Source organism: Chitinophaga sp. 9-1-y, from assembly GCF_059511905.2.
In genome coordinates this window covers 4673108-4699337 of sequence record NZ_CM197955.1, presented here as the reverse complement: position 1 = coordinate 4699337, position 26230 = coordinate 4673108, and the positions used below count along the sequence as shown (strand labels likewise).

Sequence of the window (26230 nt, the reverse complement as noted above, 5' to 3'; positions counted from 1 at the left end):
ATCGAAAACATTAAAAACAGATCATGATGAAAACAACGCGCTCTAAAGATGGAACTGTACTGGCCTATAATGTAACTGGCAAAGGCCCTGCCTTAATTCTTATTACCGGCGCTACCTGCTACCGGGAGTTCAGGCCGGTCCTGTATGATGTGTCCGTTTTTTCAACGGAATTTACGGTATACAACTATGATCGCCGTGGCCGGGGAGATAGTGGCGATACACAGCCTTATGCCGTAGAACGGGAGGTAGAAGATATTGAAGCAATGATTGATGCGGAAGGAGGACAAGCATACCTCTATGGTCATTCTTCCGGCGCGATACTGACCCTGAAAGCCGCCATGGCCCTCGGTAACAAAGTAACCAAACTGGCCATGTACGATGCCGCCTATTGCAGTAATGCCGCCGGTCTGGATGAATTCAAAGCACTTAGCAGTGGACTGTACCAGTTGTTGAAAGAAGGAAAGAACCAGGAAGCGATCACCGGGTTCCTGGAAGGGATCGGTATTCCACAGGAGGCTTTCGACAGCTTCTACCCCGACTGGCAGATCATGGTTGACCTGGCGCCCACATTGGCTTATGATACCACGCTGGCAGGTACTTTAGCACCGGTAAAAGAAGCCGCCACCCTCACTACACCTACCCAGGTTATTGTGGGAGAAAAAAGCCCTGAATCTATACAGGAAGTGGCCAAACAGCTACAGGAGGCTATTCCGGGCGCTGCTTATACCGTGGCAAAAGGACAAGATCATTTGCCTGCGGCAGAAGTTGTACTGTCGGTGCTAACCCCTTTCTTCAAATCTTAACCAGTATACCATGGCACAAAAAACAAACATCAAGCTGCATACAACCCTGCAAACTGAACCGGGTAAAGGATCATGGACTTATGTTGTCTGGGATGGTGTATCGGATACCTTTGGTACCAGGCGCCCTGTAAAGGTGCGCGGTAATATAGATGGGTATGAATTCGAAAATTCATTCTTACCCCTTAAAAATGGTACGCACCTGATGGGGGTTAACCAGAAAACCCGCAAAGCCATTGGTAAGGAAGCCGGAGATAAAGTAAGTGTGGAAATTTATGGAAGAGTATGACAGGAGCAAATAAAAAAAAGCCCACGCATAACGTAGCGTGGGCCTTTTTTTTTATTTACTCCCCGGATCATCCGTTGGCGGATTCAACGGCGAAATATGTATATCCTGTTGTGGGAAAGGAATACTGATACCATGTTCCCGGAAGGCATTGGTAATAGCCGCAATCAGGTCACTTTTAATATCCACTGCTTCGACCAGGTGCCTTACCCAGAAGAATAACTGTATATCGATGGAACTCTGGTTAAATTCTTTAAAGAGCACCTTCGGCGCCGGGTTGCTGAGGATACGTTTATCCCCGGCAAAGAGTGGGAGCAGTATCTCTTTGGCTTTGTCAAGATCCGTATCGTAAGATACTCCTACGATAATCGTCATCCTGCGTTTATGGCCATTGGAGGTCCAGTTAAGGAGATGGGCGGTTAGCAGGTCGCCATTGGGCATAATCAAATCGGCGCCGTCTGTGGTAGCAATAGTACTGCTGCGGAAACCGATGGATTTTACCTTTCCTGACTGGTCTTTGATGTCAATCACATCGCCGACATTGATAGGCTTTTCAAATGCAATGATGAGCCCACTCACCAGGTTGTTGACCAGGGATTGCAGCCCAAAGCCGATACCAACGCCAATGGCGCCCATAAACAATGCCACCCTGCTCATAGGTATGCCTGCCGCTGCAAAAGCCAGTAATACACCAATGGTGATGATCGCAATGCGTACCAGCAATATCCAACTACCCAGGCCTGTGCGCCTCCTTCCCGGAGTGTTGGTGGTATACCTGTTGTTGTCACCGGCGAAGAAAGACACAATCCTGGATATAACGACCGATAACATTACAATGGCTATAAACAGCGTGATGTTATCAATGCTAAATGTAAAGTCCCCAATCTGCCGCTCCGCGGAGAGGAAGGCCCTGAATGGATCTGTCATTAATTTGAAAGCGTAAAAATTGCGGCCAAACAACACAAACCAACCTATTATCAGCAGTAGATAAAACAAGGGATGGGAGCGGTTACCTATTTTCTGGAAGTTGATGTTTAAAGGCCCGGGATCAGCACTGGTATACACAATAGTACCCACCTCCATGGCTTCATTAATAATCCGGACAGTCCATAGAAAGAGGATCGCAATCACCGCATTAAAGTATCCACTTGTCAGCAGCGTTTTGGAGAGATTGTAACAGCCCACCAGGTTAGTCACGATGGATGCCAGTTCCAATATCACCATTAAGCCGATGGCATAAACAATCCACTGTTCTTTCAGCTGCGCCCTGTTGGAGGGACACAGGGCCGAAATACCCAGTACAACCCCACACAGCGCTAACACTAACATTGCCCAACGCTCCGGCCGGGAAGCCTGTAAAACCAGATTATCCAGGCAGGCCAGGAAAAATAATACCAGCAACATCACCCAGAAACGCATCCAATACCGGCTGATAAAACCCCGGAAAACAAATGTCAGGGATATGGCCGGAAATGTCCAGCACAGGCAGGTAAACAGAAAAGGTTGCGCTAAAAACAGGAACTGGAACAAGCTGAATACCACGATGATGGCAGATAATACGGTCGACTTAAACAATAATCGTTTATCCGTTTGCGTGTATTCAGATTGACTACTTACTTTTTTCAGCGACCGGATATAAAAGATAGCGCCTAACAATACCAGCAGGGTCATGAACACCTTTCCTTTGTTATTGGCTAAATAAAACCGGAGGGTGAGTAATGATTTCTGCCAGGAATAATAAAGAATGGTTTTTAGTGGCCTTGCCTTTTGGAAAGGTTGCCATAACGCCGGGAATTCGCTGTCGAACGTCCGCGCATAAATGGTTAGCTGGTATTGCTCTATTTCTTCCATCTGGGAAGTGAGGTCAAATAACAATGCATTGGTGGGGGCCAACAACTCTTCCACATTGGCAATAGCCCGCTTCAGTTGCGAGTTCATGGGAGTGAGTCCATGCGCAATATTTTTCATCTTTTGAAGGTACCTGACCAATTGGAGGGAGTCATCCGGAAAGGTAAAGAGGGCAGGATCAGTAGACAGAGAGTCCAGTTCGTAGGTGAAAGTAGTCAGAACTGTATGATATTTATCAAGGCTGGTTTTTATGTCTGCCAGTTGTTTCTGTAGCACCAGCAACAGGTTGTACGTGTTGGTGAGATTCCGGTAAGACTGGGCACTGCCTTTATTAACAAATATACCATCGCCCGCAAGTGCCGACCAGGTTTTTATTTTATCCAGGGAATTTTTGATGTGGTTGGTATCAATACCCGTACGCAGGTAGTTTTTGGCGCGTTGCAGGATGATGTTGGTTTGTTCAAAGAGCAGGTCCTGGTGCAGGGCTACTTTCCTGGCGGCAAACTCGTTGATATATTTTTGGGACGCCGATTTCCCATATTGCTGCATATTAGTGACGAAGCTGTTGCTATCGGTCTTTGGGAGGGAGCGACTGGTATCCCTTTGTTGCGCCTGGCCGGGTATCACTGCCAACAAAAAATAGAGCAGGAAGCAGGGAAACCGCCTGTCAGTGAACAGATGTAAAAGTTTGCGCATATGGAATCTCATAGGCATTGTTCGTTTATTCAGACAATACATTAAGATAATAAAAAATAGTAAGATGCCCGTGCCTGGTAAATGAGATGATTCCTGAAATGCAAATGCACCTGGAACATATACTTCCAGGTGCATTACTGTTGATGCGTTTTGATATTATATACTATCAGAAGCCATCCGGGATTTCTGGTTCTACCAGCTTTGCCAGCTTCTCCAATGATTCCTGCCAGCCCAGGTAACACATTTCTGCCGGTATCATTGCCGGAATATTTTCCTGCGTAATTTTTATTTCTGTACCCGCCATATTTTTCCGGAGAACAACTGTAGTAATCATTTCTCCCGGCAAATTAGGATCATCAAATTTATCAGAATATTTTAATCCCTCACCAGGCTTGAGTTCCAGGTAACTGCCACCAAACGAGTGACTGTGGCCGGTACCGAAATTCTGGAATGACATCTTAAAGGTTCCACCAACTTTTACGTTCATTTCGTGAACGGTGCAAAGAAAACCGTAAGGAGGTAACCAGGAAGCAATAGCAGTAGCTTCTGTAAACGCGCGGTATAATTTTTCCGGAGTGGTTTTAAGAACCCTGTGCAATGAAACATTATTGTTTGACATAAGATACTTTTTTGTTCCTACTCTTCTGGCTTTTCGGTTCCGCCCGTTTTTTAAATGGTTGCTGCTCCATTGCCATTCATTGACACAACAAAGATGTCCCGAAAATTTGGTTGGGAGGGTGGGGAGATACGACAATTTAAAGGGTTAATTGCGACGCTGATGATAACCCTGTTTTTGGAAGAAGAAAATCATTTGTCATCAATACCACCTACCTGGAAACAGGTATATTTGCCTACTTGTTTCCAAGTATATGCCACATATTTGGAATCATCTATTTTTGTGTTGTCAGAAAAACCATCAAAACTATGCTTTCTTATTTCCGCCAATCGGGCCTCATAGTGGCCGCTGTAGCATTCTTTACTGCCAATAGCCAGGCACAGGGGCCGTTCGACAGTAAATTACTGAAGAATGGTAAATATACCCTTGCCTGTTATATGGTAGATGGTAGTAGCGAATCGCCTATCGGAACCTTTACTATTGGTATCAATACCACCGGCGATAAACTGGCGCTCACCACCAACATGGCCCTGATCGGCCTGGAAGAGTGGAAAGATACCGCTGTATCTAACCTGGCCAATTTTAAACCTGTTTACAGGGCTTCTCATAGTACGCTTAAAGACATGGTACTGCACTTCGACAAGGACGTTACCGGTTATTATGTGGACAAGAAAACCAGTAAAAGAACCCAGATCAAAGAAGCGGGCAACCAATATTTCATCGACAGCTATACATACCCGTTCCTATTATCCCTGTTGCCGCTGACTTCCGGCTATAGCACCGATTTACCGGTATACGAATACAAACCGGAGAATACGGAAAACGTGAAGAAGGCGGTGGTGGAAGAGGTGACCAACAGCACCTGGGTCAGCAAATACACCGGTAAGCACGATGTATGGGCGGTAACCGTGGTAGAGCCTTCCACCGGTGAAAAATCCATATCCTATATCGATAAGAAAACACGGCGCCTCTGGCAAATCGATAGCTGGGCCAATGGCACCCAGATCAGGATGGTGGATGCAGAAACAGATTTCAATTCTATCAAAGCACCCTTTGATAAAGACCAGACCATGAAAATGGTAAAAGGAGGCAACTCCATCATTTACGGGCAAGTGTTTGCCCGCGATTTTGATGATAATGGTACTGTCTTCTCCAAAATGCAGGTGATGAATATCAAAGCCAAACAAGTGGCCCCCAGGGGTACCCAGGTGATCCTCATCCCTTACAATGATTATTTTAAAGAGTGGGTGAAAGTAAACGATGCCCAACGTAAAAAAGGGAGGGAAGGGATCGCCTTACTGGACGAAGCCGCCGCATGTATTAAAAGCACCCGCGTATATGATGATCAGGGACATTACGAATTCGTGAACCTCATGCCAGGTGAGTACCTGTTATATACTGAATTTGGCTATGATCACGCCTATACCCAAACAGAAGTAACCGGCTACACTGATCACTATATTAATGGAATGTTCCAGGGTTCCACCACCAATACGGTTGACCGAAATTACAGCACCGGTACCAGCGCAGTCGTGAAAAAAGTGGTGACCATCAGCAAGCCTGGTGAAAAAGTGGAAGCGAAACTAAAGAAAACACGTGCCTGATATAAACGGAGTTAAACGGAGCCGCCTACTTTTCATGTAGGCGGCTTTTTTGTGTAATGACGGGTTGTAGACTACCCCCCAAGAAACCCCTGTAAATGCAACCGGAAAACCGGGACAGGAGGTTCGGTTGCTGCTGCCCCCGGCGATCGAAAGCCCCGTTCTCCCCGGATACCACCCGCAGTTGTGGCATTACAACTGCAAGTAGCGCAATTACAACTAACAGTTGCGGCATCTTTGATCGTTATGGAAATGAACCCCATTACCTTTGAGCTATCGAAAAAAAACAAAAGATAGCAGTTATGGAACCAGGTATGATTGGTGGCAAAATTGCCAAAGCGCGAAAAGAGATCAATATGTCTCAGGCACAACTCGCCCAACGTTTATTTATTAGCCCGCAGGCTGTTGGAAAGTGGGAACGAGGAGAATCCATTCCGGACATTATTACTTTTAACCGGCTGGCGGAAATCCTGGGAGTGGACCTCAACTATTTTTCAGACAGCTTCCCTTCTGTTGTCACTGAAACCTCCTCCGTTATTCCTTCGGTGGACTTGCCTGCGGAAAAAGGACCGGACAAACCCGCCTGGGATATGTCACGTGGCAACTGGGTACGGGCCGACTTTTCCGGGTTGAAGCACCTACATGAGAAGTTCAGCGGCTCCAATTTGCAGACCTGCAAGTTTGTGGGATCGGATCTATCAGGCTTGCTGATGAAAGGCAATAGCATCGATAGCTGTGACTTTACGGGTTCAGACTTGAGCCGTAGCGTCCTGCAGAGCTGTAGCCTGCAAACAAATGTTTTCAGGGACGGCCAGCTGAACGAAGCGGAATTCACCCGTTGCCATATCAGGAACTGTAATTTCACAGGGGCCGATTTCAGTGGGGCGGTGTTTAAGTCCTGCTCCCTGGAAAAAAATACCCTCACCAATGCCATCCTGCATCGCACTGCTTTTAATGCCACGCATATTGCTGATGTGGTGATTGACGGCGTGGTGGAAGATTGCTATTTTGAAGACGCTACCTTCTCCAACGTCACCTTCCGGAATACAACACTCACCAATACTTTCTTTAAAGGCAGGAATCTGAAAAAAATCCGGTTTGTGGACTGTGAAGCGGACCGGCTCACTTACGAATTCCTGAAAAATGGGAAAGCAGATTTGACAGGTATCATATTGTTAACAGCATAAGGAAATAAGACATGTCGCAACATGAAATCGCTATTTCAGTACAAGGATTGAAAAAGTCCTACAAAGATCTGCCTGTATTAGCAGGCGTAGATTTCCAGGTAGAGAAGGGCAGTATTTTCGCCCTGCTCGGCCCCAACGGTGCCGGTAAAACCACCATCGTTAAAATCCTCACTACGTTGTTGAAACCAGACAGCGGGCAGGTAAGGGTAAATGGATTTGATGTGGTGACATCACCCGACCACGTGCGGCAGTCTATCAGCCTCACCGGGCAGTTTGCCGCTGTAGATGAAATTCTCACCGGGAGGGAAAACCTGGTCCTGATTGCCCGGCTGCGCCACCTGGCTGGTCCGCAGCAGATAGCAGCGGATTTGCTGCTCCGCTTTGGTTTAACAGAGGCGGCAGACCGTAAAGTGTCTACTTATTCGGGCGGTATGCGCCGTCGCCTCGATATTGCCATGAGCCTGGTGGGAGATTCGCAGCTGATTTTCCTCGACGAACCCACTACAGGGCTGGATCCGGAAGCCCGCATTGAAGTCTGGAAGATTGTTAAAGAGCTGTCCAGCAGCGGCAAAACGGTATTACTGACTACCCAGTATTTGGAAGAAGCTGAACAACTGGCCGATAGAATGGCCATTCTTCACGAAGGTAAAATTATGGTAAGCGGTACGCTGGAAGAGCTGAAAAAGCTGTTCCCACCTGCTAAAGTAGAATACATTGAAAAACAGCTGACATTGGAAGAGATATTTCTGTCCATCGTTGGTAAAAAAAACGGAAAATAAAATGAATACGATACCCTCTTACTTTTTTACAGACATGCGGGTGATGTTAGGTCGTTCTATGCGTCATGTTTTTCGCAGCATGGACACCATTATCACCGTCACTATTATGCCCATCGCCCTGATGCTACTGTTTGTGTATGTACTGGGCGGAGCCATCCAGAGCGGGGCCGACAACTACGTCAATTACCTGTTGCCCGGTATTATGCTGATGGCGATTGCTAACAGTATGGGATATACGTCGTACCGGCTGTTCCTGGATATGCAGCGGGGCATTTTTGAACGGTTTCATTCTATGCCAATTGCGCGTTCTGCCGCGCTATGGGGACATGTACTCACGTCACTGGCATCCAATTTTCTTTCCCTGGTAGTGATTGTACTTGTTGCGTTATTAATGGGCTTTCGTTCTTCCGCAGGTATTTTTTCCTGGTTAGCCGTGGCTGGCATATTGGCCCTGTTTACACTGATGCTGACCTGGATCTCGGCGATCGCCGGATTGACCGCGAAAACCGTGGATGGCGCTGCGGCTATTGCTTATCCTATCCACTTCCTGCCATTGATCAGCTCCGCATTTGTGCCCACTAAAACAATGCCGCGGGGCGTGCGGATATTTGCAGAGAATCAACCCGTGACTTCTATTGTAAACACGATCCGCTCATTATTATCGAATAAACCGGTAGGTAATGATATCTGGATTGCGCTGGCCTGGTGTATTGGTATTATGATCGTAGGCTATTTCTTCGCTATGCGGGCGTATAAGAAGCGGGCGTAAAAAGTATTGTTTTGTGTACCTGACCTTGTAGACCTAGTGCTACAAGGTTTTTGCGTGAGGGGATATTAATGAATGGTGTCGTCATCACGACTTCTTTTAAGTTGCCATTTTTCCGTTAATGCCTGCGGCATGTCTTTATAGTCAAACACGTAAATTTTCCCTGAGGGGATATCTATAATTTTAAGGCTATCCCGGAAGGCACTTTTCTGCAGCCTTAAGTGATCATATTGCTGTTTATCTACGTATAGATAGACCCTGAAATCCTTCGCAGGAGCTGTTTGTATGAATCTTTCTGTAATGACGGGATCTATATAGCTTACCGGGTTGGCATAAATGCTCAGTCGATCTATGCTTGCTGGTATATTTTCGACCCGGCGGATATGATTATCACCAATGTTGAGATTTTCTAACTGCGTGATATTTTTCAGTTGTGTAGGTATATATTCCAGCTCGTTTGAAAAAACTTCGAGGGAGTAGATATTACGGCAAAGGCCAATGCTTTCCGGTAAATATTTAATCTTGTTCATGCCAAGCTGCAGATAATTCAACGCCGATAACTGACCAATGGAGGTTGGAATATGTGTTAACTCGTTGTGAAACAGATTGAGCGTATCCAGTTGCTGTAATTTTCCTAACTGATCAGAGAGCGAGGTTAATTTATTATGAGCCAGTAGTAAGGTATTTAGTGCCGGTAGTTCACACAGTGCCGCCGGTAAAGCGCTGATAAGATTCCCATTGGCATAAAAGCGTCTTAGACGTTTAAGATGAACAATTCCGTCTGGTATAGCCGTAATCCGGTTATTATCGATATGTAATACTTCCAGTGACGGCATGGCCGTTAGTACCTCCATATTTGTCAACTGGTTATTGGAGAGATATAATACCTTGAGGTGTCGCATTTCTGCAAACCACTCCGGGATTTCCGTCAACAGGTTATTCGCCAGGTTTAGGTTGGTAATATCTCTGTTTTCCAGCAGGCTTGCCGGAAATGTAGTTAATTGCTGACCTTTATAATTGAGTAAGGATGATTGCATAGGGATTCAAATGTAGTAAAATACCGGTGGTAGGTCTCCCTAAATCTTTGGTAGTTTAATACTATATTCGGCTGTTATAATACCTTCCCAGAGGTCAATATTACTTTCCTGCCGTTGTGCTGGCCTGGTATTTCTGCTGAAAGTATTCGCTGGCTGCTTTTAGATCTGCGAATAATAAATCGTGGTTTTTCCAATACTTTACACTCATTTCATCACGGATTTTTCTGACTTCAGCAACCGCATCATATGGTTTCTTCTTTTTCATATTTGTTGGGTATTAAAATTTCCCGGGGTGTTCGTATTTCAATAATAGGATAGCCCAACTGTAAGTTAATGGAATTATATAACTTAATTCGATTAAGATTGACAATATGTTTAAAATTCCAACTTGCCAGCACTTCGGCTTTACTAAGCGTAGCTATAGCAATATGCAGGGCATCATTAAAACTTTTATTACTTAATGCTCCGCCACTAATATAGGCTTCGGCCAGTGCTACTGCTTCAGGCGTATTCTTATGTTCAATCTTATGTTTGTCAGGTATATCAGTAAGTTTTAGATTAATTTCCTCCCTGGCATTCCTTAGTTCCAGTTCAACAAGATCAGAAATAACAAGATATTTGACTCCTCGTTTAAACTCTTCAAATAGGGCATTACTGAATTCTTTAAATTCAATATCGAAACATCCTCCAATTACGGAGGTATCAGCATAAATAATCATAACGGAATAATAGTGGGTTAACAATCAAACACTATTATTATTCGCAGAAGTGTCTAAATAATCACACGTGTCGTTATTATTTTTACGAGAATATTAGAATGTGGTGTGGGGTATCAGTTTGATTGTAATTTTTTATGATGAATGCTTCTCCAGATATTGTCGCCTCATTGCTGCCAACATTCCGTTTCCAGGATATCAAAACCGCCACTGGGCGCAAAAAAGCCACGCTACTGCGTGGCGCTAATAATCAAGTAAATTATTCTTTAGCTAACGGTAACTATCTTATCAAAATATTTCTTTCTGAACCAGAACGCGAGGTTTACCAGGGCAATGAGCGCGGGTACTTCTACCAATGGCCCAATTACACCAACAAAGGCCTGTCCGCTGTTGATACCAAACACGCCGATGGCCACTGCTATGGCCAGTTCAAAGTTATTGCCGGCGGCTGTGAATGCAATGGAAGCACTTTGGGAATAGTCAGCCCCCGCTTTTTTTCCTGCCAGGAAGCTGATGACAAACATCAGTACAAAGTAGATCACCAGTGGAATGGCAATGCGTAACACATCCATTGGCAATTGTACGATCAGTTCTCCTTTGAGGCTGAACATGATAACGATAGTGAACAGCAGCGCAATAAGTGTGAGCGGAGATATAAAAGGAATAAATTTTTGCTGGTACCAGCTTTCTCCTTTCATAGCAATCAAACCATACCTGCTGATGACACCGGCAGCAAAAGGAACACCCAGGTAAAGCCCCACACTTTTGGCGATGGCGCCAATAGAAATGTTCACGCCGATGCCGTGGATTCCAAACAGGGGAGGCAGTATCGTAATAAACAGGTACGCATATACGCTGTATAGTAATACCTGGAAGATACTGTTCAGGGCTACCAGTCCGGCTGCATATTCCCTGTTGCCATCCGCCAGCTCATTCCATACAATCACCATGGCAATACATCGGGCAAGTCCGATAAGTATTAAGCCGGTCATATATGCCGGGTAGTTATGCAGAAACAACAGTGCCAATGCAAACATCAATACCGGTCCAATCACCCAGTTCAGGAGGAGGGAAGTGCCGAGCACTTTTATATTACGGAATACTTTACCAATATGTTCATACCGGACCTTTGCCAGTGGCGGATACATCATCAGTATCAGGCCCACTGCCAGCGGGATATTGGTGGCGCCATTGCTGTAACTGTTGATCCGGTTGGCTGTAGCCGGTATAAAATATCCGATGGCTACACCGGCCGCCATTGCCCCGAAAATCCATCCCGTTAAATAGCGATCCAAAAAACTCAGTTGCTTTCTGCCAGCGGCAGGAGCGCAATTCGGTAAGCTCATACTATCCTATGTTTTGCTGAATAAAATCGCGGCTATAAGCTTTAATCTGTTCACGTACCGCTCTGAACTGTGCCATGATCTCCGCTTCACTGCCGGTAGCTTTGGCCGGATCCGGGAAGTTGTAATGAAAGGCCTGCGCCTTCGACGGGAAATAAGGACACCGCTCTTTCGCATTGTCGCATACCGTGATCACAAAGTCGAAGTCGATATGAGTATATTCGTTCACGTTATTAGAAGTATGACCGGATATATCAATGCCGTCTTCCTGCATGGTAGCAACAGCACGGGGATTTACGCCGTGGGTTTCCACGCCTGCACTATACACTTCCGCCTTATTGCTGGCATAATAACGCAGGTAACCCTCTGCAATCTGGCTACGGCAACTGTTGCCGGTACACAGGACTAAAATTTTTTTCATATGATTCGGGAGGTTTTAAAAATTAACTGCAACAACCCGGCGCGCAGCAAGCGGCGATTGGTTTTTCGGCATATACGGTAATACTGTAGATACCTGTTTGGGAGATGCGGAACGCAGCAAGTGCCGACGCGGACAAATACTTATTTAAGATATCATCCGGAATGACAATCGCCTTCTCCTTTTGAATGGTGATGTTCGTAAAGCCGGTCGTTTGAATCAGGCCGAGATATTCATTTTTCTGGATGGCACCGGATACACAGCCGGCATACATTTCAGCGGCCTGTTGAATGTCACCTGGCAGTTCACCTTCCAGCACAATATCAGAAATGCTGAAGTGTCCACCCGGTTTCAATACCCGGAATATTTCTTTGAAAACACCTGCTTTATTAGGTACAAGGTTAAGTACACAGTTGCTGACAATCACGTCCGCTACCTCTGCGGTAACCGGCATTTGCTCAATATCACCCTGGCGGAATTCTACATTGTTAAAACCCAGCTTCTCTGCATTTTGCCGGGCCTTATCGATCATCGCAGGCGTGAAGTCGATGCCAATTACTTTGCCGGTTTCACCTGTTTCAGTCCGGGCTACAAATGCATCATTGCCCGCACCACTACCCAGGTCAATCACCACATCACCTTTTTTGATAGCAGCAAATTGTGTGGGTAGTCCGCAACCCAGGCCCAGGTCTGCCTCCGCATGGTATCCCGGTAATTGCGTATAGTCGTCACTCATGATATTATATACTTCTGTTGAACAACAGGAGGCGCCGCAACAGGAAGCCTGGTTGTCTTCCTTCGACTGTAGCGCGATTTCACTATACTTCTGTTGCACCAGTGCTTTCAGTTCTTTATCAGTACTCATCTCTTTTGGTTTATTGTATTATTGCAATATTGCGATGATTGGCTGCAAAAAAAATCAACAGCAATCTTCCGCTGTTGGGTGTACATCTTTAAAAAAACTATTAAAAAGCGTTTTATACTGCTTCCATATTTTAGGATTGATACAATAACATACGCTGGCTCCTTCAATACTGCCCTGGATAATACCCGCCAGCTTCAATTCCTTCAGGTGTTGTGATACGGTAGCCTGCGCCAATCCCAATTCTTCCACAAAGGTACTGGTGATGCAAACATTCTTCTTTACCAGGTACTGCAAAATAGCAATGCGGGCAGGATGCGCCAGCGCCTTGGCCATAGTCGCAATATCATTTTGCTCTTTGGTAAATAAATCTGTTTTCGTTGCACCCATGTAATTCGTTATATCGCAATATTACGATGATCAGTTGAGAGCACCAAAATAATTTTTCTCCCAAAGCGGAAATCCAATACCAATGGTAATTCCCCCTTTTTATGTTAAATTCGGTGAACTGGTATTGTATGAACTGTGCTGATAGCACACTGGTGTTTACTGAATAATCGCTGTTCAGTCCTTCCTTTATTTTCATCGACATTAAACATATAGTAAAATCGATTGTCTAAAGTCCAGCCAGGATGATAAACACTATGATTCATTTAATGAAGGCCAAAAGAAAGGAAGTAGTTGGTAAAAGCCACCGCTGTAAGGCTTCTTTGCTTATACTCTGCATCACTGTTGCGGGCACCGCACAGGCACAGCAGGTAAACGACAGCCTGGCCGTGTTATCTCTTAAACAGTGCGTGGATTATGCGTTACAGCATCAGCCGGCCGTACAACAGGCACTGATTAAAACTAACATCACCCGCGCCTCCAACGCCATCAGTCAATCTGCCTGGTATCCACAGGTCGGCGTTACCGCCAACCTCAACCACTACCTTCAACGGCCCACCACGCTTTCCAATGTAAACGGCGTGGAAACCCCTATTAAAACGAGTGTGGTTAATACCTCCACACCCGGTGTAGGCGTTACACAGAACATTTTTAATCCCAGCCTGATCTACGCAAGCCGCATCGCACCGCTCAACCTGAAAGTGGCAGAGCAGGGAGTAGACAGCAACAAAATAGAACTAGTGGTGAATGTCAGCAAATCGTTTTATAGCCTGTTGCTTACCCTGCAACAGATTGATGTGCTGAAAGAAGATACCGCCCGCCTCGGAGAAAGCATGCGCACCGCCTATCATCAATATGTAGGCGGCATAGTAGATGAAACAGATTATGAGCAGGCGCAAATTACGCTGAATAACTCTTTGGGACAATTGACCCAGGCCACCCAAAGCGTATGGCCACAATATGCTGCCCTCAAACAGCTGATGGGATACCCGCAGCAACAACAGTTCAACGTTACCTACGACAGCACCGCCATGCAGAATGATATCGGGATCGACGAATCGGAACAACTGCAATACGATAAACGTGTCGAATTAAAACAACTCAACGTACAAAAAGATATACAACATCATCTTACGCAATACTACCAGAAAACAGCGATCTTCCCTTCGCTGTCGGCCTTTTTTAACTACAACGCCGCTTTCCAGAATAACGAATTCTCCCAGTTGTATAATGTGGCGTATCCTAACTCTATGATAGGACTATCGCTGAGCTTACCCCTGTTCACGGGTTTTAACAGAACCCAGAATGTCAGGCGCTCTAAATTACAGGAACAAGTATTGGATTGGAGTGAAACGAGCCTGAAGTCCGCCATTTACACAGAATATGCCACGGCATTATCCAACTATAAGAGCAACATCTATAATATGCGCCAGATGAAGGAAAATGTAGCCCTGGCAAAGCGCGTATATTTTGTAGTGGACCTGCAATACAAACAGGGATTGATTCCTTACCTGAATGTGATCACCGCAGAATCAAATTTAAGAACATCCGAATTAACATACCTGAATGCACTGTTCCAGACCCTCTCCAGCAAAATCGACTGGCAAAAGGCGATGGGAGACATTGCATATTAGGATCTTTTCTGCCTAAAGTAAAATCGGCTCTATGAACAGCGTAGTACGATACACGATCCTGCTATCAGGAACTACCGTTTTCTTTTCCTGCGGGCAAAAGCCGCCCGTAGCTAATCCGCCGGCTGCTGTGAACCTGTTCACCGTAACAAGCGAAACGGTAAGGTATTACGACCAGTACCCCTCCACCGTACAGGCCATGAGCCAGGTGAATATCATACCAACCGTAGTACAGGGCTATGTAACCAATATCCTGGCCGCCGATGGCGCTACCGTTCGAAAAGGACAACTGCTGTATGAAATAGATACCCGCATTTACCAGGCCGCCCTCGACCAGGCGGCCGCTAATGTGAAAGTAGCAGAAGCCAATCAGCTCCAACAACAACAGGATGCCGACAGATACGTGTACCTGAACAAATACAACGCAGTGGCGAAACAAGCATACGATCACGCCATGATTGCCCTGGAAACAGCCAAGAGCCAGACAAAAGCCGCCCAGGAAGCACTGAAAACCGCTAAAACAAATCTCAACTTCGCCAGCATCTACGCCCCCTTCGATGGCACCATCGGCATCAGCCAGGTGAGGGTAGGGAACGTAGTGGTAGGCGGACAAACCATATTGAATACCATCTCCACCAACAACCCCATGGCCGTGGACTTCCTGGTGAACGAAAAGCAGGTGCTGGCCTTCGAACGTTTTAAAAACGATCGCAACACCATGCCCGACTCCCTGTTTACCCTGCAATTACCCGATAATTCATTGTACCCATTCCCCGGAAAAATTGCCGTGATTGACAGGGCCGTAGACCCGCAAACCGGTACCATCCGGGTGCGACTGGTATTTCCTAATGCACAGCAATTGCTGAAAGTTGGGATGAGCTGCGTGGTACGCGTGCAAAACCAGGAATCTACTCCGCAAATGGTGGTACCCGGTAAAGCTGTACTGGAACAAATGGGTGAATACTTTGTATACGTAGCGAAGGATACGGTAATCGCAGATAAGAGCGGTGGTAAAGCTTCCGAAACACAACACAGCGACGCACCCTCGCTACACGCAGTACAGAAAAAAATAAAACCAGGTCAGACAATAGGCGCCAATGTAATTGTACTATCCGGTATCAGTGATGGCGAACGCATTGTAGTAGATGGCATACAATCTATTCACGATGGTTCTCCCATTTCTGTGGGCGCTAAAAAGTCTAAAGCAACAGCAGATTCCAGTAATACAAAATAAATCCCGGCATAAAGACTCCCGCAGCGCATGATTGCAAATACATTCATCAAACGACCCGTAACGGCCATTGTCGTATCCATACTTCTGGTACTGACAGGAAGTGTCTGTATCCTGAATCTGCCCGTGGACCAATACCCGGATATCACCCCACCGGTGGTACAAATCAACGGACAATATATTGGCGCCGATGCACAAACGGTGGAGCAAACCGTGGCCACACCCATAGAACAACAGGTGAATGGTACGCCCGGCATGGAATACATGCAGAGCAACAGCTCCAACAATGGCAGCATGCAAGCCAACGTGACTTATAATATCGGAACAGACATCGATATAGCCACCCTGGATGTACAAAACCGGGTAAGCATTGCCACCCCACTGGTACCCAGTGCCGCCACCCGCCTGGGACTCACCGTACGTGCAGTAAACCCCAGTATGCTGATGATGGTGGCGATCTACTCACCCAAAGGCACACACGATATTACGTTCCTCGATAACTACACCAATATCTTTATCCAGGATGCACTGTTGCGTGTACCCGGCGTAGGAACCATCAATAGCTTCGCGGATAACTTCAGTATGCGCGTTTGGATGAACCCGGAAAAAATGGCTTCTTATAGTCTCACCCCGCAGGATATCATCAACGCCCTGAATGCCCAGAACGTGCAGGTAGCAGCCGGTTCCGCGGGGGTGCCACCACAATCCAAATTGCAAACCTTCGAATTGGGCATCCTGGTAAACGGTCGACTCAGCAAAGTATCGGAGTTTGAAAATATCATCGTCAAAACAATTCCCGCCACAGGCGCCCTGGTATACCTGAAAGATGTAGCCCGCGTGGAATTGGGTAAATTCAGTTTCTCCAGTAACTCCTTTGTAGACGGACATCGTGCTTCTTATTTGCGTATATACCAGGCCCCTGGCAGCAACGCCCTGAAAACAGCGGAAGGTATTTACAAAGAACTGGCACAGCTGAAACAGTTTTTCCCTGCCGACGTGGAATATAAAGTACCTTTTGAATCGGTGACGGTGGTGAAGGTGTCTATGAGCGATGTGGTGGTTACGCTGTTGATGACGCTCGCACTGGTAGCGGTAGTGGTGTTCGTTTTCCTCCAGAACTTCCGTTCTACCCTGATTCCAGTACTCGCTATACCTGTATCCATTTTTGGGACCTTCTGCTTTTTTATTCCACTGGGTTTTACTATCAATACCCTCACCATGTTTGGCTTTGTGCTGGCCATTGGTATTGTGGTAGATGATGCCATCATTGTGGTAGAAGCGGTGCAACATTATATGGATGAAAAGGGCATGTCGCCCAAAGAGGCTACCTATTATGCCATGAAAGATATTTCGGCGCCGGTAATTGCTATTGCGCTGATATTGGCGGCGGTATTTGTGCCGGTAGGATTTATACCCGGCATTGTAGGTCGTTTGTACCAGCAGTTTGCGATTACTATCGCCATTTCCGTGATCATTTCCGCCTTTGTGGCGTTATCACTTACACCTGCACTCTGTACACTGTTATTGAAACCTACACCTCCCGGCGGTAAGGAAACAGGCGTTGCGAAGTTCTTCGGCGGATTTAACCGCTGGTTTGACCGCATCACCAAAGATTATGTAAAAGGCGTAGACAAGAGTATAAAACGTGCAGCCGTGATCGTTGTATTGTTGCTGGTAATCTGTGCGGCAGCATTTTTCCTGTTTAAGCAGAAATCCTCCGGCTTCATTCCATCAGAAGATGATGGCAACCTGTACGTTACCTTCCAGTTGCCGCCTGCGTCTTCCACGGTTCGTTCCGTACAGGTGATGAACAAGCTGATGAAGGTAGTGCAGGAAACACCGGGCGTAGGCCACTATGCGGCATTGTCGGGCCTGAACGTTATCAACAACGCTTCCAACTCCAATGCCGGTACTATCTATTTACAACTCAACCCCTGGGATGAGCGTACCCGCAACAGCGAAAAAGTGCCCGGTATCATCACGGAGTTACGCAAAAGAATTGCAGATGCCGGTATCAATGATGCTAACGTGGAAGTAGTGCAGCCTTCTCCATTACCCGGTGTAGGCGCTACCGTTGGGTTTAGTATGCAGATAGAACAACGCAGCACCAACGATGACCTGCATGCTTTTGAAAATGTAGTGAACCGCTTTGTGGCGGAAGCCAATAAAACCCCGGCCATTTCCGGTGCCTATAGCTTTTACAACGCACATACTCCCGGATTCAGCGTAAATGTGGACCGGGAAAAATGCGAGAAACTGGGCGCGGATGTAGGCGATGTATTTACCACCATACAGGCATTCATGGGGAGTATGTATGTCAATGACTTCACTACCTACAACCGTACCTTCCACGTGGTGGTACAGGCAGATACCGCCTACCGCAACGTGATATCCGACCTGAACAAATATTATGTCCGGAACCAGGCAGGGCAAATGTTGCCACTGGGTACGCTGGTGAGCTATAAGCCTATTGAAACCTCTCCGTTAATTTCGCATTTCAATATCTTCCGTTCAGCGGAAATAGATGGGGTGTCGGGCAACGGGTATAGCACCACAGAAACCATTGCTGCACTGCAAGATGTAGCGAAGAAAGTACTGCCGGCCGGCTATGCATATGAGTTTTCAGGATTAAGCTACGAAGAAATCAAAGCCGGGTCTACCACTATTTATATTTTTATTTTCTCCATCACCTTTGTATTCCTTTTCCTGTCTGCATTATATGAAAGCTGGTCGGTGCCCTTCTCTGTTTTGCTGGCAGTGCCGATAGGTGTGTTCGGCGCCATCTTTACTTTATACCTGGTGCCGGGCCTTACCAACAACGTATATGCGCAGATCGGTATGATCACCCTGATAGGGCTGGCCGCCAAGAACGCCATCCTGATTGTTGAATTTGCCAAGGTGCGGGTCGACAGGGGCGAAGACCTGGTTCAATCTACACTGGAAGCAGTAGGACTGCGTTTAAGACCCATTGTAATGACCTCCATGGCATTCATATTGGGTGTATTACCATTGGTGCTGGCTACCGGCGCTGGTGCGGTATCCCGCAGAACCATTGGTTATACGGTGTTGGGGGGTATGATTGCCGCTTCTACTATCGCCATTTTTGTGGTGCCGGTATTGTTTGTGGTGATTACCCGTTTATCTTATGGCAAGAAGAAACTGGCCTGGTTAAAAGAACACCACGAAAGCCTGATGGAGAAGTCCAGGAAACTGGAAGAACTGGACATTGATCCGGAACTGGAATTTGAAATAAAACGATCCCGCGATTTTAATAACCCCGACAGCGAATGATAGCAAGTACATTCATAAAAAGACCCGTAACGGCTATCGTGATCTCTGTTGTGCTCACGATATCCGGTCTTATTTGCATGTACAATCTTCCGTTGGATCAGTTCCCGAAGATTACACCACCAGGTGTCAGCATTTCCGCTAACTACACCGGTGCGGATGCGCAAACCGTGGAGCAAACGGTAACCATTCCCATAGAAGAGCAGGTGAATGGAGTGCCCGGTATGATGTATATGCAGAGTACCAACACCCAAACCGGATCCGCCAATATCAGCGTTACGTTTAATGTAGGTACCAACGTGAACATTGCTACGTTAAATGTACAGAATCGCGTAGGACTGGCATCACCTATATTACCTTCCGTTGTAGGGCAGCTGGGGGTAACTGTGAGGGCCCGCAATCCGGACCAGTTAATGAACCTGGCGATCTATTCTCCCAAGGGTACTCACAATATTACCTTCCTCGATAACTACACCAGTACTTTCATCGTAGATGCCTTGTTGCGTGTACCCGGCGTAGGCGACGTGCAATCCCGTGGTAATCCATTCAGCATGCGTATCTGGATGGATCCACGGAAAATGGCCTCCTATGGACTGATGCCGGCAGATGTTATCACGGCGTTGCAGCGACAAAATGTATATATCGCTGCCGGCGCTGTGGGAGCGCCTCCGCAGCCAGTAGATCAAACCCACGAGTATACAATTGTCGTCAATAGTATGCTGAGTAAGCCGGAAGAATACGAGCAAGTAATCGTGAAAAAAATTCCGGCCACCGGTGAGTTGGTATACCTGAAAGATATTGCCAGGGTAGAACTGGGGAAATTTAATTATGGCAACCAGGGCTTCGCCGATGGTAAGCCTGCCACTACGGTGATGGTGTATCAGTCGCCCACCAGCAATGCGCTCCAAACAGCCGAGAATGTATACGCGGCGCTGGCGGAGTTAAAGAAATCGTTTCCACCCGATGTAGATTTTGCGGTACCATTTGAAAATGTGACCATCATCAAAGTATCTATCGGCGAGGTAGTAAAAACGTTGTTTGAAGCGTTGGGACTGGTGGTGATCGTGGTGTTCCTGTTTTTGCAAAACTGGCGTTCTGCGATCATTCCAATCATTGCTATTCCCGTATCTATTATCAGCACCTTTATATTATTTATTCCATTAGGCTTTACGATCAACACCCTTACGCTGTTTGGTTTTGTATTAGCTATTGGTATTGTGGTGGATGATGCGATTATTGTGGTGGAAGCAGTGCAGCATTTTATTGACCGTGAGGGCCTGTCGCCCAAAGAAGCAACCTACCGGGCTATGAAAGAAATCTCCGCACCGGTAATAGCGATTGCGTTAATTCTGGCGGCCGTTTTTGTGCCGGTAGGTTTTATCCCTGGTATTACCGGCAAATTATACCAGCAGTTTGCCATCACCATTGCTATATCGGTGGTATTATCTGCCTTTATTGCCTTGTCGCTCACACCGGCCCTGTGTACGTTGTTATTACGGCCGTCAAGGGTAAGTAAAGACTCCAAAAGCATCAACAAATTATTTTATCGCTTCAATACCTGGTTCGACCGGATTACCTTCCGGTACTCCACCGGCGTGAAATATTGTATCAAATATGCAGGGTTGGTAGTACTTACGTTGACCATCATTTGTGTGGCGGCTATCTATCTTTTTAAAACCAAACCCTCCGGCTTTATTCCTTCAGAAGATGGCGGACGCGTGCTGATTGGCATCCAATTGCCGGAAGGTACGGCTACCACGCAAACAGAAGCATTGCTGAAGAAGATCATGAAGATTGTAGATGAAACACCAGGTGTTTTACACTATAATGCGATCTCGGGGATGAATGTATTGAGTGGTGGTGCTACGTCCAATGGGGCCAGTATTTTTTGTATGCTGCAACCCTGGGATGAACGCACTACGCCGGAAACACAGATACCGGGCATCATGGCGGTGATTAAGAAAAGAATTGCGGCGGCAGGCATCAAAAATGCCGGTATAACAGTAAATGCATCACCAGCCATCAGGGGATTGGGTACGGCTGCTGGCTTTAGCATGCAGGTAGAGCAGGGTAGTACCAACGATGATATCCATGCATTTGAAGCGGTGATGAATAAGTTTGTGGCCGCATTAAAGAAGGAGCCGGCTACGGCTACTGCTTATTGTAACTATGCCGCACATACACCGGCATTTGAATTGTCGCTGGACCGGGAAAAATGTCAGAAGCTGGGAGTTAGTGTAGCAGACGTATTCAGTACCATACAGGGATACATGGGCAGCCGGCTGGTAGGGAACTTTACATTGTATAACCGTACCTATCGGGCTATTGTGCAGTCGGATACTGCTACCCGCGCGCTCATCAGTGACCTGGAAAGATATTATGTAAGAAATGCAGCCGGGGAGATGTTGCCACTCAGTACCCTCGTTAATTACAAACCAATTTCCACTGCACCATTAATTACGCACTTCAATATTTTCCGTTCGGCAGAAGTGGATGGCTCTACACCTGCAGGCTATAGCACCGGTCAAAGTATAGAAACATTGAAAAGAGTGGCTGCCAGGGTATTGCCCAGGGGCTATACATATGAGTTTTCCGGGCTGAGTTACCAGGAAATTCAGGCTGGCTCTATGACGGTGTATATCTTCCTGTTCTCCATCATCTTTGTATTCCTTTTCCTCGCTGCCTTATACGAAAGTTGGTCGGTACCTTTTTCTGTGATGCTGGCGGTGCCTATCAGTGCTTTCGGGGCTATTTTTGCGTTAACAACCATGCCGGATTTATCCAATAACGTATACGCGCAGATTGGATTGATTACGTTGATTGGTCTTTCTGCAAAAAATGCCATCCTCATCGTGGAGTTTGCCAAAGTAAGGGTAGATCGTGGGGAAGACCTGGTTAAGTCTGCCATTGAGGCGGTAAAGCTGCGTTTGCGTCCTATTATCATGACTTCCCTGGCATTTATACTGGGCGTGATGCCGATGGTGTTGGCTTCCGGTGCGGGTGCACAGTCGCGCAAAACGATTGGTGTAACCGTACAAGGTGGTATGGTGGCTTCTTCCTGTATAGCTATTTTTATTGTGCCGGTGTTGTTTGTGTTGTTTACCCGGTTAAGTTATGGTAAGAAGAAGTTAGCCTGGTTGAAAGCGCACCACGAACTACTCATGGAGAAAGAGCGGAAAGTGGAGGCGCAGGTCATTGATCCGGAGCTGGAGTATGATATTGCACAGGCACAGGCGGAGCATAAAAAAGATGCCTAACGGCAATGACTGTATGAAGTGCTGTACTTTGAGGTTATTATTTCTCCGGTGTTGTATTAATTGATTTCCGTCAGTATCATATCTGTAAGGTCAAAGCGGGGGAAATCGCCGGTGTTATTGAGCATAATAATAACATTCCCGTTATCTTCCTGTCTTACAAACATCGTATAAAATCCAAGGTCTGTTCCGGGGTGATAGGTAATCATGTGTGAGGTTGCGGATACAGCAAAAAGTTTACGGTCTATCATCCAGCCATAACCATAATAGGCGTCCCAGTCGATATACGCCGCACGGGGTTGAAAGAGTGCCGCCGTTTTATTTGCCGGCAATAAGGTATGCCTGGACAGTGCTTCCTCCCATTTGAGCAAATCTGCCGCGGTGGCGGTAATGCCGGCTGCACCCAGCGTGTTGGTAGTGTTGTACAATGGCTCGGGTTTTCCAAACAAGATACCCGTGGCTTTAGTGTTGATGGTGGTAGTATCGTTGCCGGCATAGGTGTGATGCATCCCGGCAGGTGTGAAAATGCGTTCTTTTAACACTTCGGCAAAAGGCTTTTTACAGATTTTTTCAATGAGATCCGCCAGTAATACATAACCACTGTTACTATATTGAAACTGGCTACCAGGTGTAAATTCCAGGGAGTCGCTACAGAATTTATCCACCAGTTCCGGTAAAGAAAAGGAATGATGTAATATTTGAGAAAGATAAGTGGCGTTGCTGGTAAAATTGGGAATCCCTGATTGATGAGTCAGCAACTGTTCAATGGTGATGTCGCCGTGTACATAGTCCGGGAGGTATTTGCGTATGGCATCGGTAAGTTGTAGTTTACCTTCATTGGCCAGTTGTAATATGACCATCGAGGTAAAAGATTTCGACAAAGAACCGATCCGGTATTGGGTGTTACTGTCTGCCGGTATTTGCCTGGCGGGATCTGCATAGCCGTAGCTTTTATTTAACAGGATACCGTTTTTCGTTTTTACCAACACGGTACCGTTAAACTGTTTTTGCTGATAGTAGAAGCTGAGCAGGGAGTCTATCCGTAACGCAGGGTTTTTAGGTAGTTGTTGTAGCTGCGCCTGTGCCTTTTTTTTGAAGCTATGGCTTTCATTTTTTGCCTTCAGTTGTGCAGCTACAGCTTCCGCATCAAAGTCAGGTGAGATGATGGTGTGTTTTCGCCAGAAATTGGCATCCAATGGTGTCGTCTGGAATTCAATCAGTTTATTATCACCTGTTTTTTTACCTTCAGATAAAGCGATAGATCGTGTTGTATCAACAGTCGTTACAACGTAATCCACTTTCGTGTTGGCAGTGTAGTTATACTTTCTTTTTTTACTACTGAAATGCAGCGCAGTGTTACTGGTTACATTTGCCAATGCCCAATGGTCACCCACTTTTTCATAGGTGATGCTGGCGCCATCGCTGACCGGTGAGATATGTACATCCATCATATTCATCAGTGCCCGGGTGGCAAGGTCGCCATAACTGTTATAGCGTTGCCCTTTAGGACTAGTTTTGTAATCGATGCGAAGAAAGGCGAGGCTTTGCTGGTCGATATACAGCTTGCCCCGGAACAACGGTTTTTTGATATCTTCCCGCTGATCAAAAGTGATTTCATAGGCCGGGGAGCCTTTATAATCAACAATACCCTGTACTGCAAAGCGATGTGCTTTTAATCCTCCGGCGTTTAATATCTTATTATCGGATATCGTTTTCACGATATCGTAATCAAATAAATTACGGGGTTTCTCTCCAAGTTCAAAACCATCGGTGGCGGCTTCATCGCGGATGTAGCGCACGCGTAGGAGGTATAAGTCGTTGCCTGTTTTACTGGCATATCCGGGATTGAAAATGTCAAAAACAGCTTCTGATAATTGAATGTACTCCTGGTCCCGTGTGGTGGTGGCTCTGAAAAAACCGCCCGTTTGATGCGGGGTAGTAATATAGTTGTCGGGAATCTTTTTAATAGCGGCTTGTATTAACCTGACAGGATCTTTCGCTTCAATCACTACTTCCTTCAGGGAAAGACTGACTGGCGCTAACGCAATTCTCAGGAGATGCTGCTGTTCCGTGGCTGCAATGGGCAGGTATTGCACCTGGTATCCAATGCAGGAAATGCGCAGCGAGTCTTGCTGCCTGGTAGCCGCCGTTAATAGCTGGAAATAGCCGTTGCTATTGCTGACGGTAGCAGTACCGTTATTATTGATGGCGATGTTAACAGAGGGGAGGGGCTGGCCAGTGCTGGCATCTGTTACCTGACCGGTAATGGCTATACGCAATTCCTGGGCAAAGCTGCAATATGTCGGCATACAGGAAAACAACAACAGGGGAACAAATAATTTTATAGGCATGATAAATATATACAGATAGGTGATCCAGGCACTATGCATACTTCTCCATGCTCAAATTATTTATTAATGGGGGATAAAAACGAAACGTGGCTGTTAAAAAAGATATAAAGCTATTGACGTGGAGGATAAGCGCAGGTCACTAATGTGGCTATCCGCTTTTATCATCCACGCCAATAGTTGTTGCTTCTACTTTATCCCTGTTAGCCTGTAAGGATCCATTTTGCTATTGGCATTGCTGTAACACAAAGTTCTTTACTGCTGCTCCAATAGCGGCAGGAGAATCTTCCTGTATATAGTGAATGCCTGCTACTGTTACTTCCTGCTGATTGTGCCAGGTGCGGCAAAATTCCAACGCCCTGCCTACCAGCAACGCACCCGGTTCTGCGGAGATCAACAGTTTCGGCAAGTTGTTTTTCGCCATCCATTGTCCATATGCTTCTACGATGGCCGCGATATCTGCCGGCTTACCATCAATAGGGAGAGATCTGGGGAAGATGAGGGTAGGCAGGCGGTCGGCTTCATGGCGGAAGGGAGCGCGATAAGCATCCATTTCTGTATCATCCAGTTTCCGGATGATACTTTTCGGTAATACGGTTTCTATGAAGAAATTATCTTTCATAATCATATCCTCTCCTTTCTCCGACAACAATGCGCGGAAGATAGCATCTCTGCCGGGAGGGAAATCTTCCCATCGCCTGGGTTGTACAATAGCTTCCATGTAAGCAATGCCCTGTATTTGCTCTGGGTACCGAAAGGCGCGGTGGAAGCCTAATGCAGAGCCCCAGTCGTGCAGTACCAGGACGATGTTTTTTTCGAGCCCCACGGCATCGAACCAGGCATCCAGGTAAGCAACGTGGTCGGTAAACTGGTAACGCTTATCAGGCGACTTTCCTGATTGCCCCATGCCGGCCAGATCAGGAGCCAAACAACGGCGGTGTTTACTCAGCCAGGGAATAATATTGCGCCATAAAAAAGAAGAGGTAGGATTGCCATGTAAAAAAACTACCGGATCTCCGGCGCCGGTATCAATGTAACTGATCTCTGTGTCCAGCGCCCTCACGCGCTTACGTGGTAATGTATCGGTATTGCTGATGGTTGGTTCAGTGGTCATGTCAGGAGTAGTTGTTTTCATC

General features: G+C 46.5%; 21 protein-coding genes. 10 read left to right on the top strand and 11 right to left on the bottom strand.

All coding sequences use genetic code 11. The annotated features are described in order from the left end of the window. Positions 1-23: 23 nt before the first annotated feature. Both AC5ZC7_RS18415 and AC5ZC7_RS18410 read left to right on the top strand, forming a co-directional pair. Positions 24-803: an alpha/beta fold hydrolase gene (locus AC5ZC7_RS18415; RefSeq protein WP_496157436.1), complete on the top strand. Its 780-nt coding sequence runs from the start codon at positions 24-26 to the stop codon at positions 801-803. Between the two features lie 10 nt (positions 804-813). After that, positions 814-1089: a DUF1905 domain-containing protein gene (locus tag AC5ZC7_RS18410; RefSeq protein WP_496157437.1), complete on the top strand. Its 276-nt coding sequence runs from the start codon at positions 814-816 to the stop codon at positions 1087-1089. A gap of 51 nt (positions 1090-1140) precedes the next feature. On the opposite strand, the gene AC5ZC7_RS18405 is transcribed toward AC5ZC7_RS18410, so the two are convergent. Beyond that, the gene (locus AC5ZC7_RS18405; RefSeq protein WP_496157438.1) at positions 1141-3642 is read right to left on the bottom strand and encodes a mechanosensitive ion channel domain-containing protein; all 2502 of its coding nucleotides are present in this window, start codon (positions 3640-3642) and stop codon (positions 1141-1143) included. Positions 3643-3796: 154 nt separating this feature from the next. Continuing rightward, on the bottom strand, positions 3797-4249 hold the full coding sequence (locus AC5ZC7_RS18400; RefSeq protein ID WP_496157439.1) for an SRPBCC domain-containing protein: 453 nt from the start codon (positions 4247-4249) through the stop codon (positions 3797-3799). 305 nt (positions 4250-4554) lie between these two features. Between AC5ZC7_RS18400 and AC5ZC7_RS18395 the strand changes: the two genes are divergently transcribed. The 4 genes from AC5ZC7_RS18395 to AC5ZC7_RS18380 all read left to right on the top strand — a co-directional run bounded on the left by AC5ZC7_RS18395 (position 4555) and on the right by AC5ZC7_RS18380 (position 8582). Then, entirely contained in the window at positions 4555-5850 is a 1296-nt protein-coding gene (locus AC5ZC7_RS18395; RefSeq protein ID WP_496157440.1) for a DUF3108 domain-containing protein, read from the top strand. Positions 5851-6149: 299 nt separating this feature from the next. Then, positions 6150-7034, top strand: coding sequence for a pentapeptide repeat-containing protein (locus AC5ZC7_RS18390; RefSeq protein WP_496157441.1), 885 nt, complete (start codon positions 6150-6152; stop codon positions 7032-7034). Positions 7035-7045: 11 nt separating this feature from the next. Beyond that, the gene (locus AC5ZC7_RS18385; protein WP_496157442.1) at positions 7046-7813 is read left to right on the top strand and encodes an ATP-binding cassette domain-containing protein; all 768 of its coding nucleotides are present in this window, start codon (positions 7046-7048) and stop codon (positions 7811-7813) included. Position 7814: 1 nt separating this feature from the next. Then, positions 7815-8582 (top strand): ABC transporter permease, encoded by a 768-nt coding sequence (locus AC5ZC7_RS18380; RefSeq protein WP_496157443.1) that lies wholly within the window; start codon positions 7815-7817, stop codon positions 8580-8582. Positions 8583-8647: 65 nt separating this feature from the next. Here AC5ZC7_RS18380 and AC5ZC7_RS18375 read toward each other — a convergent pair whose 3' ends face one another. The 7 genes from AC5ZC7_RS18375 to AC5ZC7_RS18345 all read right to left on the bottom strand — a co-directional run bounded on the left by AC5ZC7_RS18375 (position 8648) and on the right by AC5ZC7_RS18345 (position 13345). Continuing rightward, complete coding sequence (locus tag AC5ZC7_RS18375; RefSeq protein WP_496157444.1) at positions 8648-9616, bottom strand: leucine-rich repeat domain-containing protein; 969 nt, start codon at positions 9614-9616, stop codon at positions 8648-8650. A gap of 100 nt (positions 9617-9716) precedes the next feature. Continuing rightward, positions 9717-9881: a hypothetical protein gene (locus AC5ZC7_RS18370; protein ID WP_496157445.1), complete on the bottom strand. Its 165-nt coding sequence runs from the start codon at positions 9879-9881 to the stop codon at positions 9717-9719. Next, positions 9859-10335: a PIN domain-containing protein gene (locus tag AC5ZC7_RS18365; RefSeq protein WP_496157446.1), complete on the bottom strand. Its 477-nt coding sequence runs from the start codon at positions 10333-10335 to the stop codon at positions 9859-9861. The genes AC5ZC7_RS18370 and AC5ZC7_RS18365 overlap by 23 nt, the downstream gene beginning before the upstream one ends. Before the next feature lie 263 nt (positions 10336-10598). Next, positions 10599-11678 carry an ACR3 family arsenite efflux transporter gene (gene arsB, locus AC5ZC7_RS18360; protein ID WP_496157447.1) on the bottom strand — a complete coding sequence of 360 codons (1080 nt, stop codon included), beginning with the start codon at positions 11676-11678 and terminating at the stop codon, positions 10599-10601. 1 nt (position 11679) lies between these two features. After that, on the bottom strand, positions 11680-12096 hold the full coding sequence (locus tag AC5ZC7_RS18355; protein WP_496157448.1) for an arsenate reductase/protein-tyrosine-phosphatase family protein: 417 nt from the start codon (positions 12094-12096) through the stop codon (positions 11680-11682). A 22-nt stretch (positions 12097-12118) separates the two neighbouring features. Continuing rightward, on the bottom strand, positions 12119-12958 hold the full coding sequence (locus AC5ZC7_RS18350; RefSeq protein WP_496157449.1) for an arsenite methyltransferase: 840 nt from the start codon (positions 12956-12958) through the stop codon (positions 12119-12121). Between the two features lie 54 nt (positions 12959-13012). Beyond that, on the bottom strand, positions 13013-13345 hold the full coding sequence (locus AC5ZC7_RS18345; RefSeq protein ID WP_496157450.1) for a metalloregulator ArsR/SmtB family transcription factor: 333 nt from the start codon (positions 13343-13345) through the stop codon (positions 13013-13015). 266 nt (positions 13346-13611) lie between these two features. On the opposite strand from AC5ZC7_RS18345, the gene AC5ZC7_RS18340 reads away from it, so the two are divergent. The 4 genes from AC5ZC7_RS18340 to AC5ZC7_RS18325 are packed head-to-tail and all read left to right on the top strand — an operon-like array spanning position 13612 to position 22749. After that, positions 13612-14976, top strand: a complete 1365-nt coding sequence (locus tag AC5ZC7_RS18340) for a TolC family protein (protein WP_496157451.1) — start codon at positions 13612-13614, stop codon at positions 14974-14976. 31 nt (positions 14977-15007) lie between these two features. Continuing rightward, positions 15008-16207, top strand: a complete 1200-nt coding sequence (locus AC5ZC7_RS18335; RefSeq protein ID WP_496157452.1) for an efflux RND transporter periplasmic adaptor subunit — start codon at positions 15008-15010, stop codon at positions 16205-16207. A 27-nt stretch (positions 16208-16234) separates the two neighbouring features. Then, positions 16235-19495 carry an efflux RND transporter permease subunit gene (locus AC5ZC7_RS18330; RefSeq protein WP_496157453.1) on the top strand — a complete coding sequence of 1087 codons (3261 nt, stop codon included), beginning with the start codon at positions 16235-16237 and terminating at the stop codon, positions 19493-19495. After that, the gene (locus AC5ZC7_RS18325; RefSeq protein ID WP_496157454.1) at positions 19492-22749 is read left to right on the top strand and encodes an efflux RND transporter permease subunit; all 3258 of its coding nucleotides are present in this window, start codon (positions 19492-19494) and stop codon (positions 22747-22749) included. Before AC5ZC7_RS18330 ends, AC5ZC7_RS18325 begins: the two co-directional genes overlap by 4 nt. Before the next feature lie 56 nt (positions 22750-22805). Here the strand turns inward: AC5ZC7_RS18325 and AC5ZC7_RS18320 are convergent, their stop codons facing one another. Continuing rightward, positions 22806-25097: a serine hydrolase gene (locus AC5ZC7_RS18320; protein ID WP_496157455.1), complete on the bottom strand. Its 2292-nt coding sequence runs from the start codon at positions 25095-25097 to the stop codon at positions 22806-22808. A gap of 223 nt (positions 25098-25320) precedes the next feature. Then, positions 25321-26229, bottom strand: a complete 909-nt coding sequence (locus AC5ZC7_RS18315) for a haloalkane dehalogenase (RefSeq protein ID WP_496157456.1) — start codon at positions 26227-26229, stop codon at positions 25321-25323. Between the last annotated feature and the right edge of the window lies 1 nt (position 26230).

Excerpts from the sequence above, each read along its gene's own strand:
- AC5ZC7_RS18415 (WP_496157436.1), top strand. The coding sequence starts at position 24 with ATGATGAAAACAACGCGCTCTAAAGATGGAACTGTACTGGCCTATAAT.
- AC5ZC7_RS18410 (WP_496157437.1), top strand. The coding sequence starts at position 814 with ATGGCACAAAAAACAAACATCAAGCTGCATACAACCCTGCAAACTGAA.
- AC5ZC7_RS18405 (WP_496157438.1), bottom strand. The coding sequence starts at position 3,642 with ATGAGATTCCATATGCGCAAACTTTTACATCTGTTCACTGACAGGCGG.
- AC5ZC7_RS18400 (WP_496157439.1), bottom strand. The coding sequence starts at position 4,249 with ATGTCAAACAATAATGTTTCATTGCACAGGGTTCTTAAAACCACTCCG.
- AC5ZC7_RS18395 (WP_496157440.1), top strand. The coding sequence starts at position 4,555 with ATGCTTTCTTATTTCCGCCAATCGGGCCTCATAGTGGCCGCTGTAGCA.
- AC5ZC7_RS18390 (WP_496157441.1), top strand. The coding sequence starts at position 6,150 with ATGGAACCAGGTATGATTGGTGGCAAAATTGCCAAAGCGCGAAAAGAG.
- AC5ZC7_RS18385 (WP_496157442.1), top strand. The coding sequence starts at position 7,046 with ATGTCGCAACATGAAATCGCTATTTCAGTACAAGGATTGAAAAAGTCC.
- AC5ZC7_RS18380 (WP_496157443.1), top strand. The coding sequence starts at position 7,815 with ATGAATACGATACCCTCTTACTTTTTTACAGACATGCGGGTGATGTTA.
- AC5ZC7_RS18375 (WP_496157444.1), bottom strand. The coding sequence starts at position 9,616 with ATGCAATCATCCTTACTCAATTATAAAGGTCAGCAATTAACTACATTT.
- AC5ZC7_RS18370 (WP_496157445.1), bottom strand. The coding sequence starts at position 9,881 with ATGAAAAAGAAGAAACCATATGATGCGGTTGCTGAAGTCAGAAAAATC.
- AC5ZC7_RS18365 (WP_496157446.1), bottom strand. The coding sequence starts at position 10,335 with ATGATTATTTATGCTGATACCTCCGTAATTGGAGGATGTTTCGATATT.
- arsB (WP_496157447.1), bottom strand. The coding sequence starts at position 11,678 with ATGAGCTTACCGAATTGCGCTCCTGCCGCTGGCAGAAAGCAACTGAGT.
- AC5ZC7_RS18355 (WP_496157448.1), bottom strand. The coding sequence starts at position 12,096 with ATGAAAAAAATTTTAGTCCTGTGTACCGGCAACAGTTGCCGTAGCCAG.
- AC5ZC7_RS18350 (WP_496157449.1), bottom strand. The coding sequence starts at position 12,958 with ATGAGTACTGATAAAGAACTGAAAGCACTGGTGCAACAGAAGTATAGT.
- AC5ZC7_RS18345 (WP_496157450.1), bottom strand. The coding sequence starts at position 13,345 with ATGGGTGCAACGAAAACAGATTTATTTACCAAAGAGCAAAATGATATT.
- AC5ZC7_RS18340 (WP_496157451.1), top strand. The coding sequence starts at position 13,612 with ATGAAGGCCAAAAGAAAGGAAGTAGTTGGTAAAAGCCACCGCTGTAAG.
- AC5ZC7_RS18335 (WP_496157452.1), top strand. The coding sequence starts at position 15,008 with ATGAACAGCGTAGTACGATACACGATCCTGCTATCAGGAACTACCGTT.
- AC5ZC7_RS18330 (WP_496157453.1), top strand. The coding sequence starts at position 16,235 with ATGATTGCAAATACATTCATCAAACGACCCGTAACGGCCATTGTCGTA.
- AC5ZC7_RS18325 (WP_496157454.1), top strand. The coding sequence starts at position 19,492 with ATGATAGCAAGTACATTCATAAAAAGACCCGTAACGGCTATCGTGATC.
- AC5ZC7_RS18320 (WP_496157455.1), bottom strand. The coding sequence starts at position 25,097 with ATGCCTATAAAATTATTTGTTCCCCTGTTGTTGTTTTCCTGTATGCCG.
- AC5ZC7_RS18315 (WP_496157456.1), bottom strand. The coding sequence starts at position 26,229 with ATGAAAACAACTACTCCTGACATGACCACTGAACCAACCATCAGCAAT.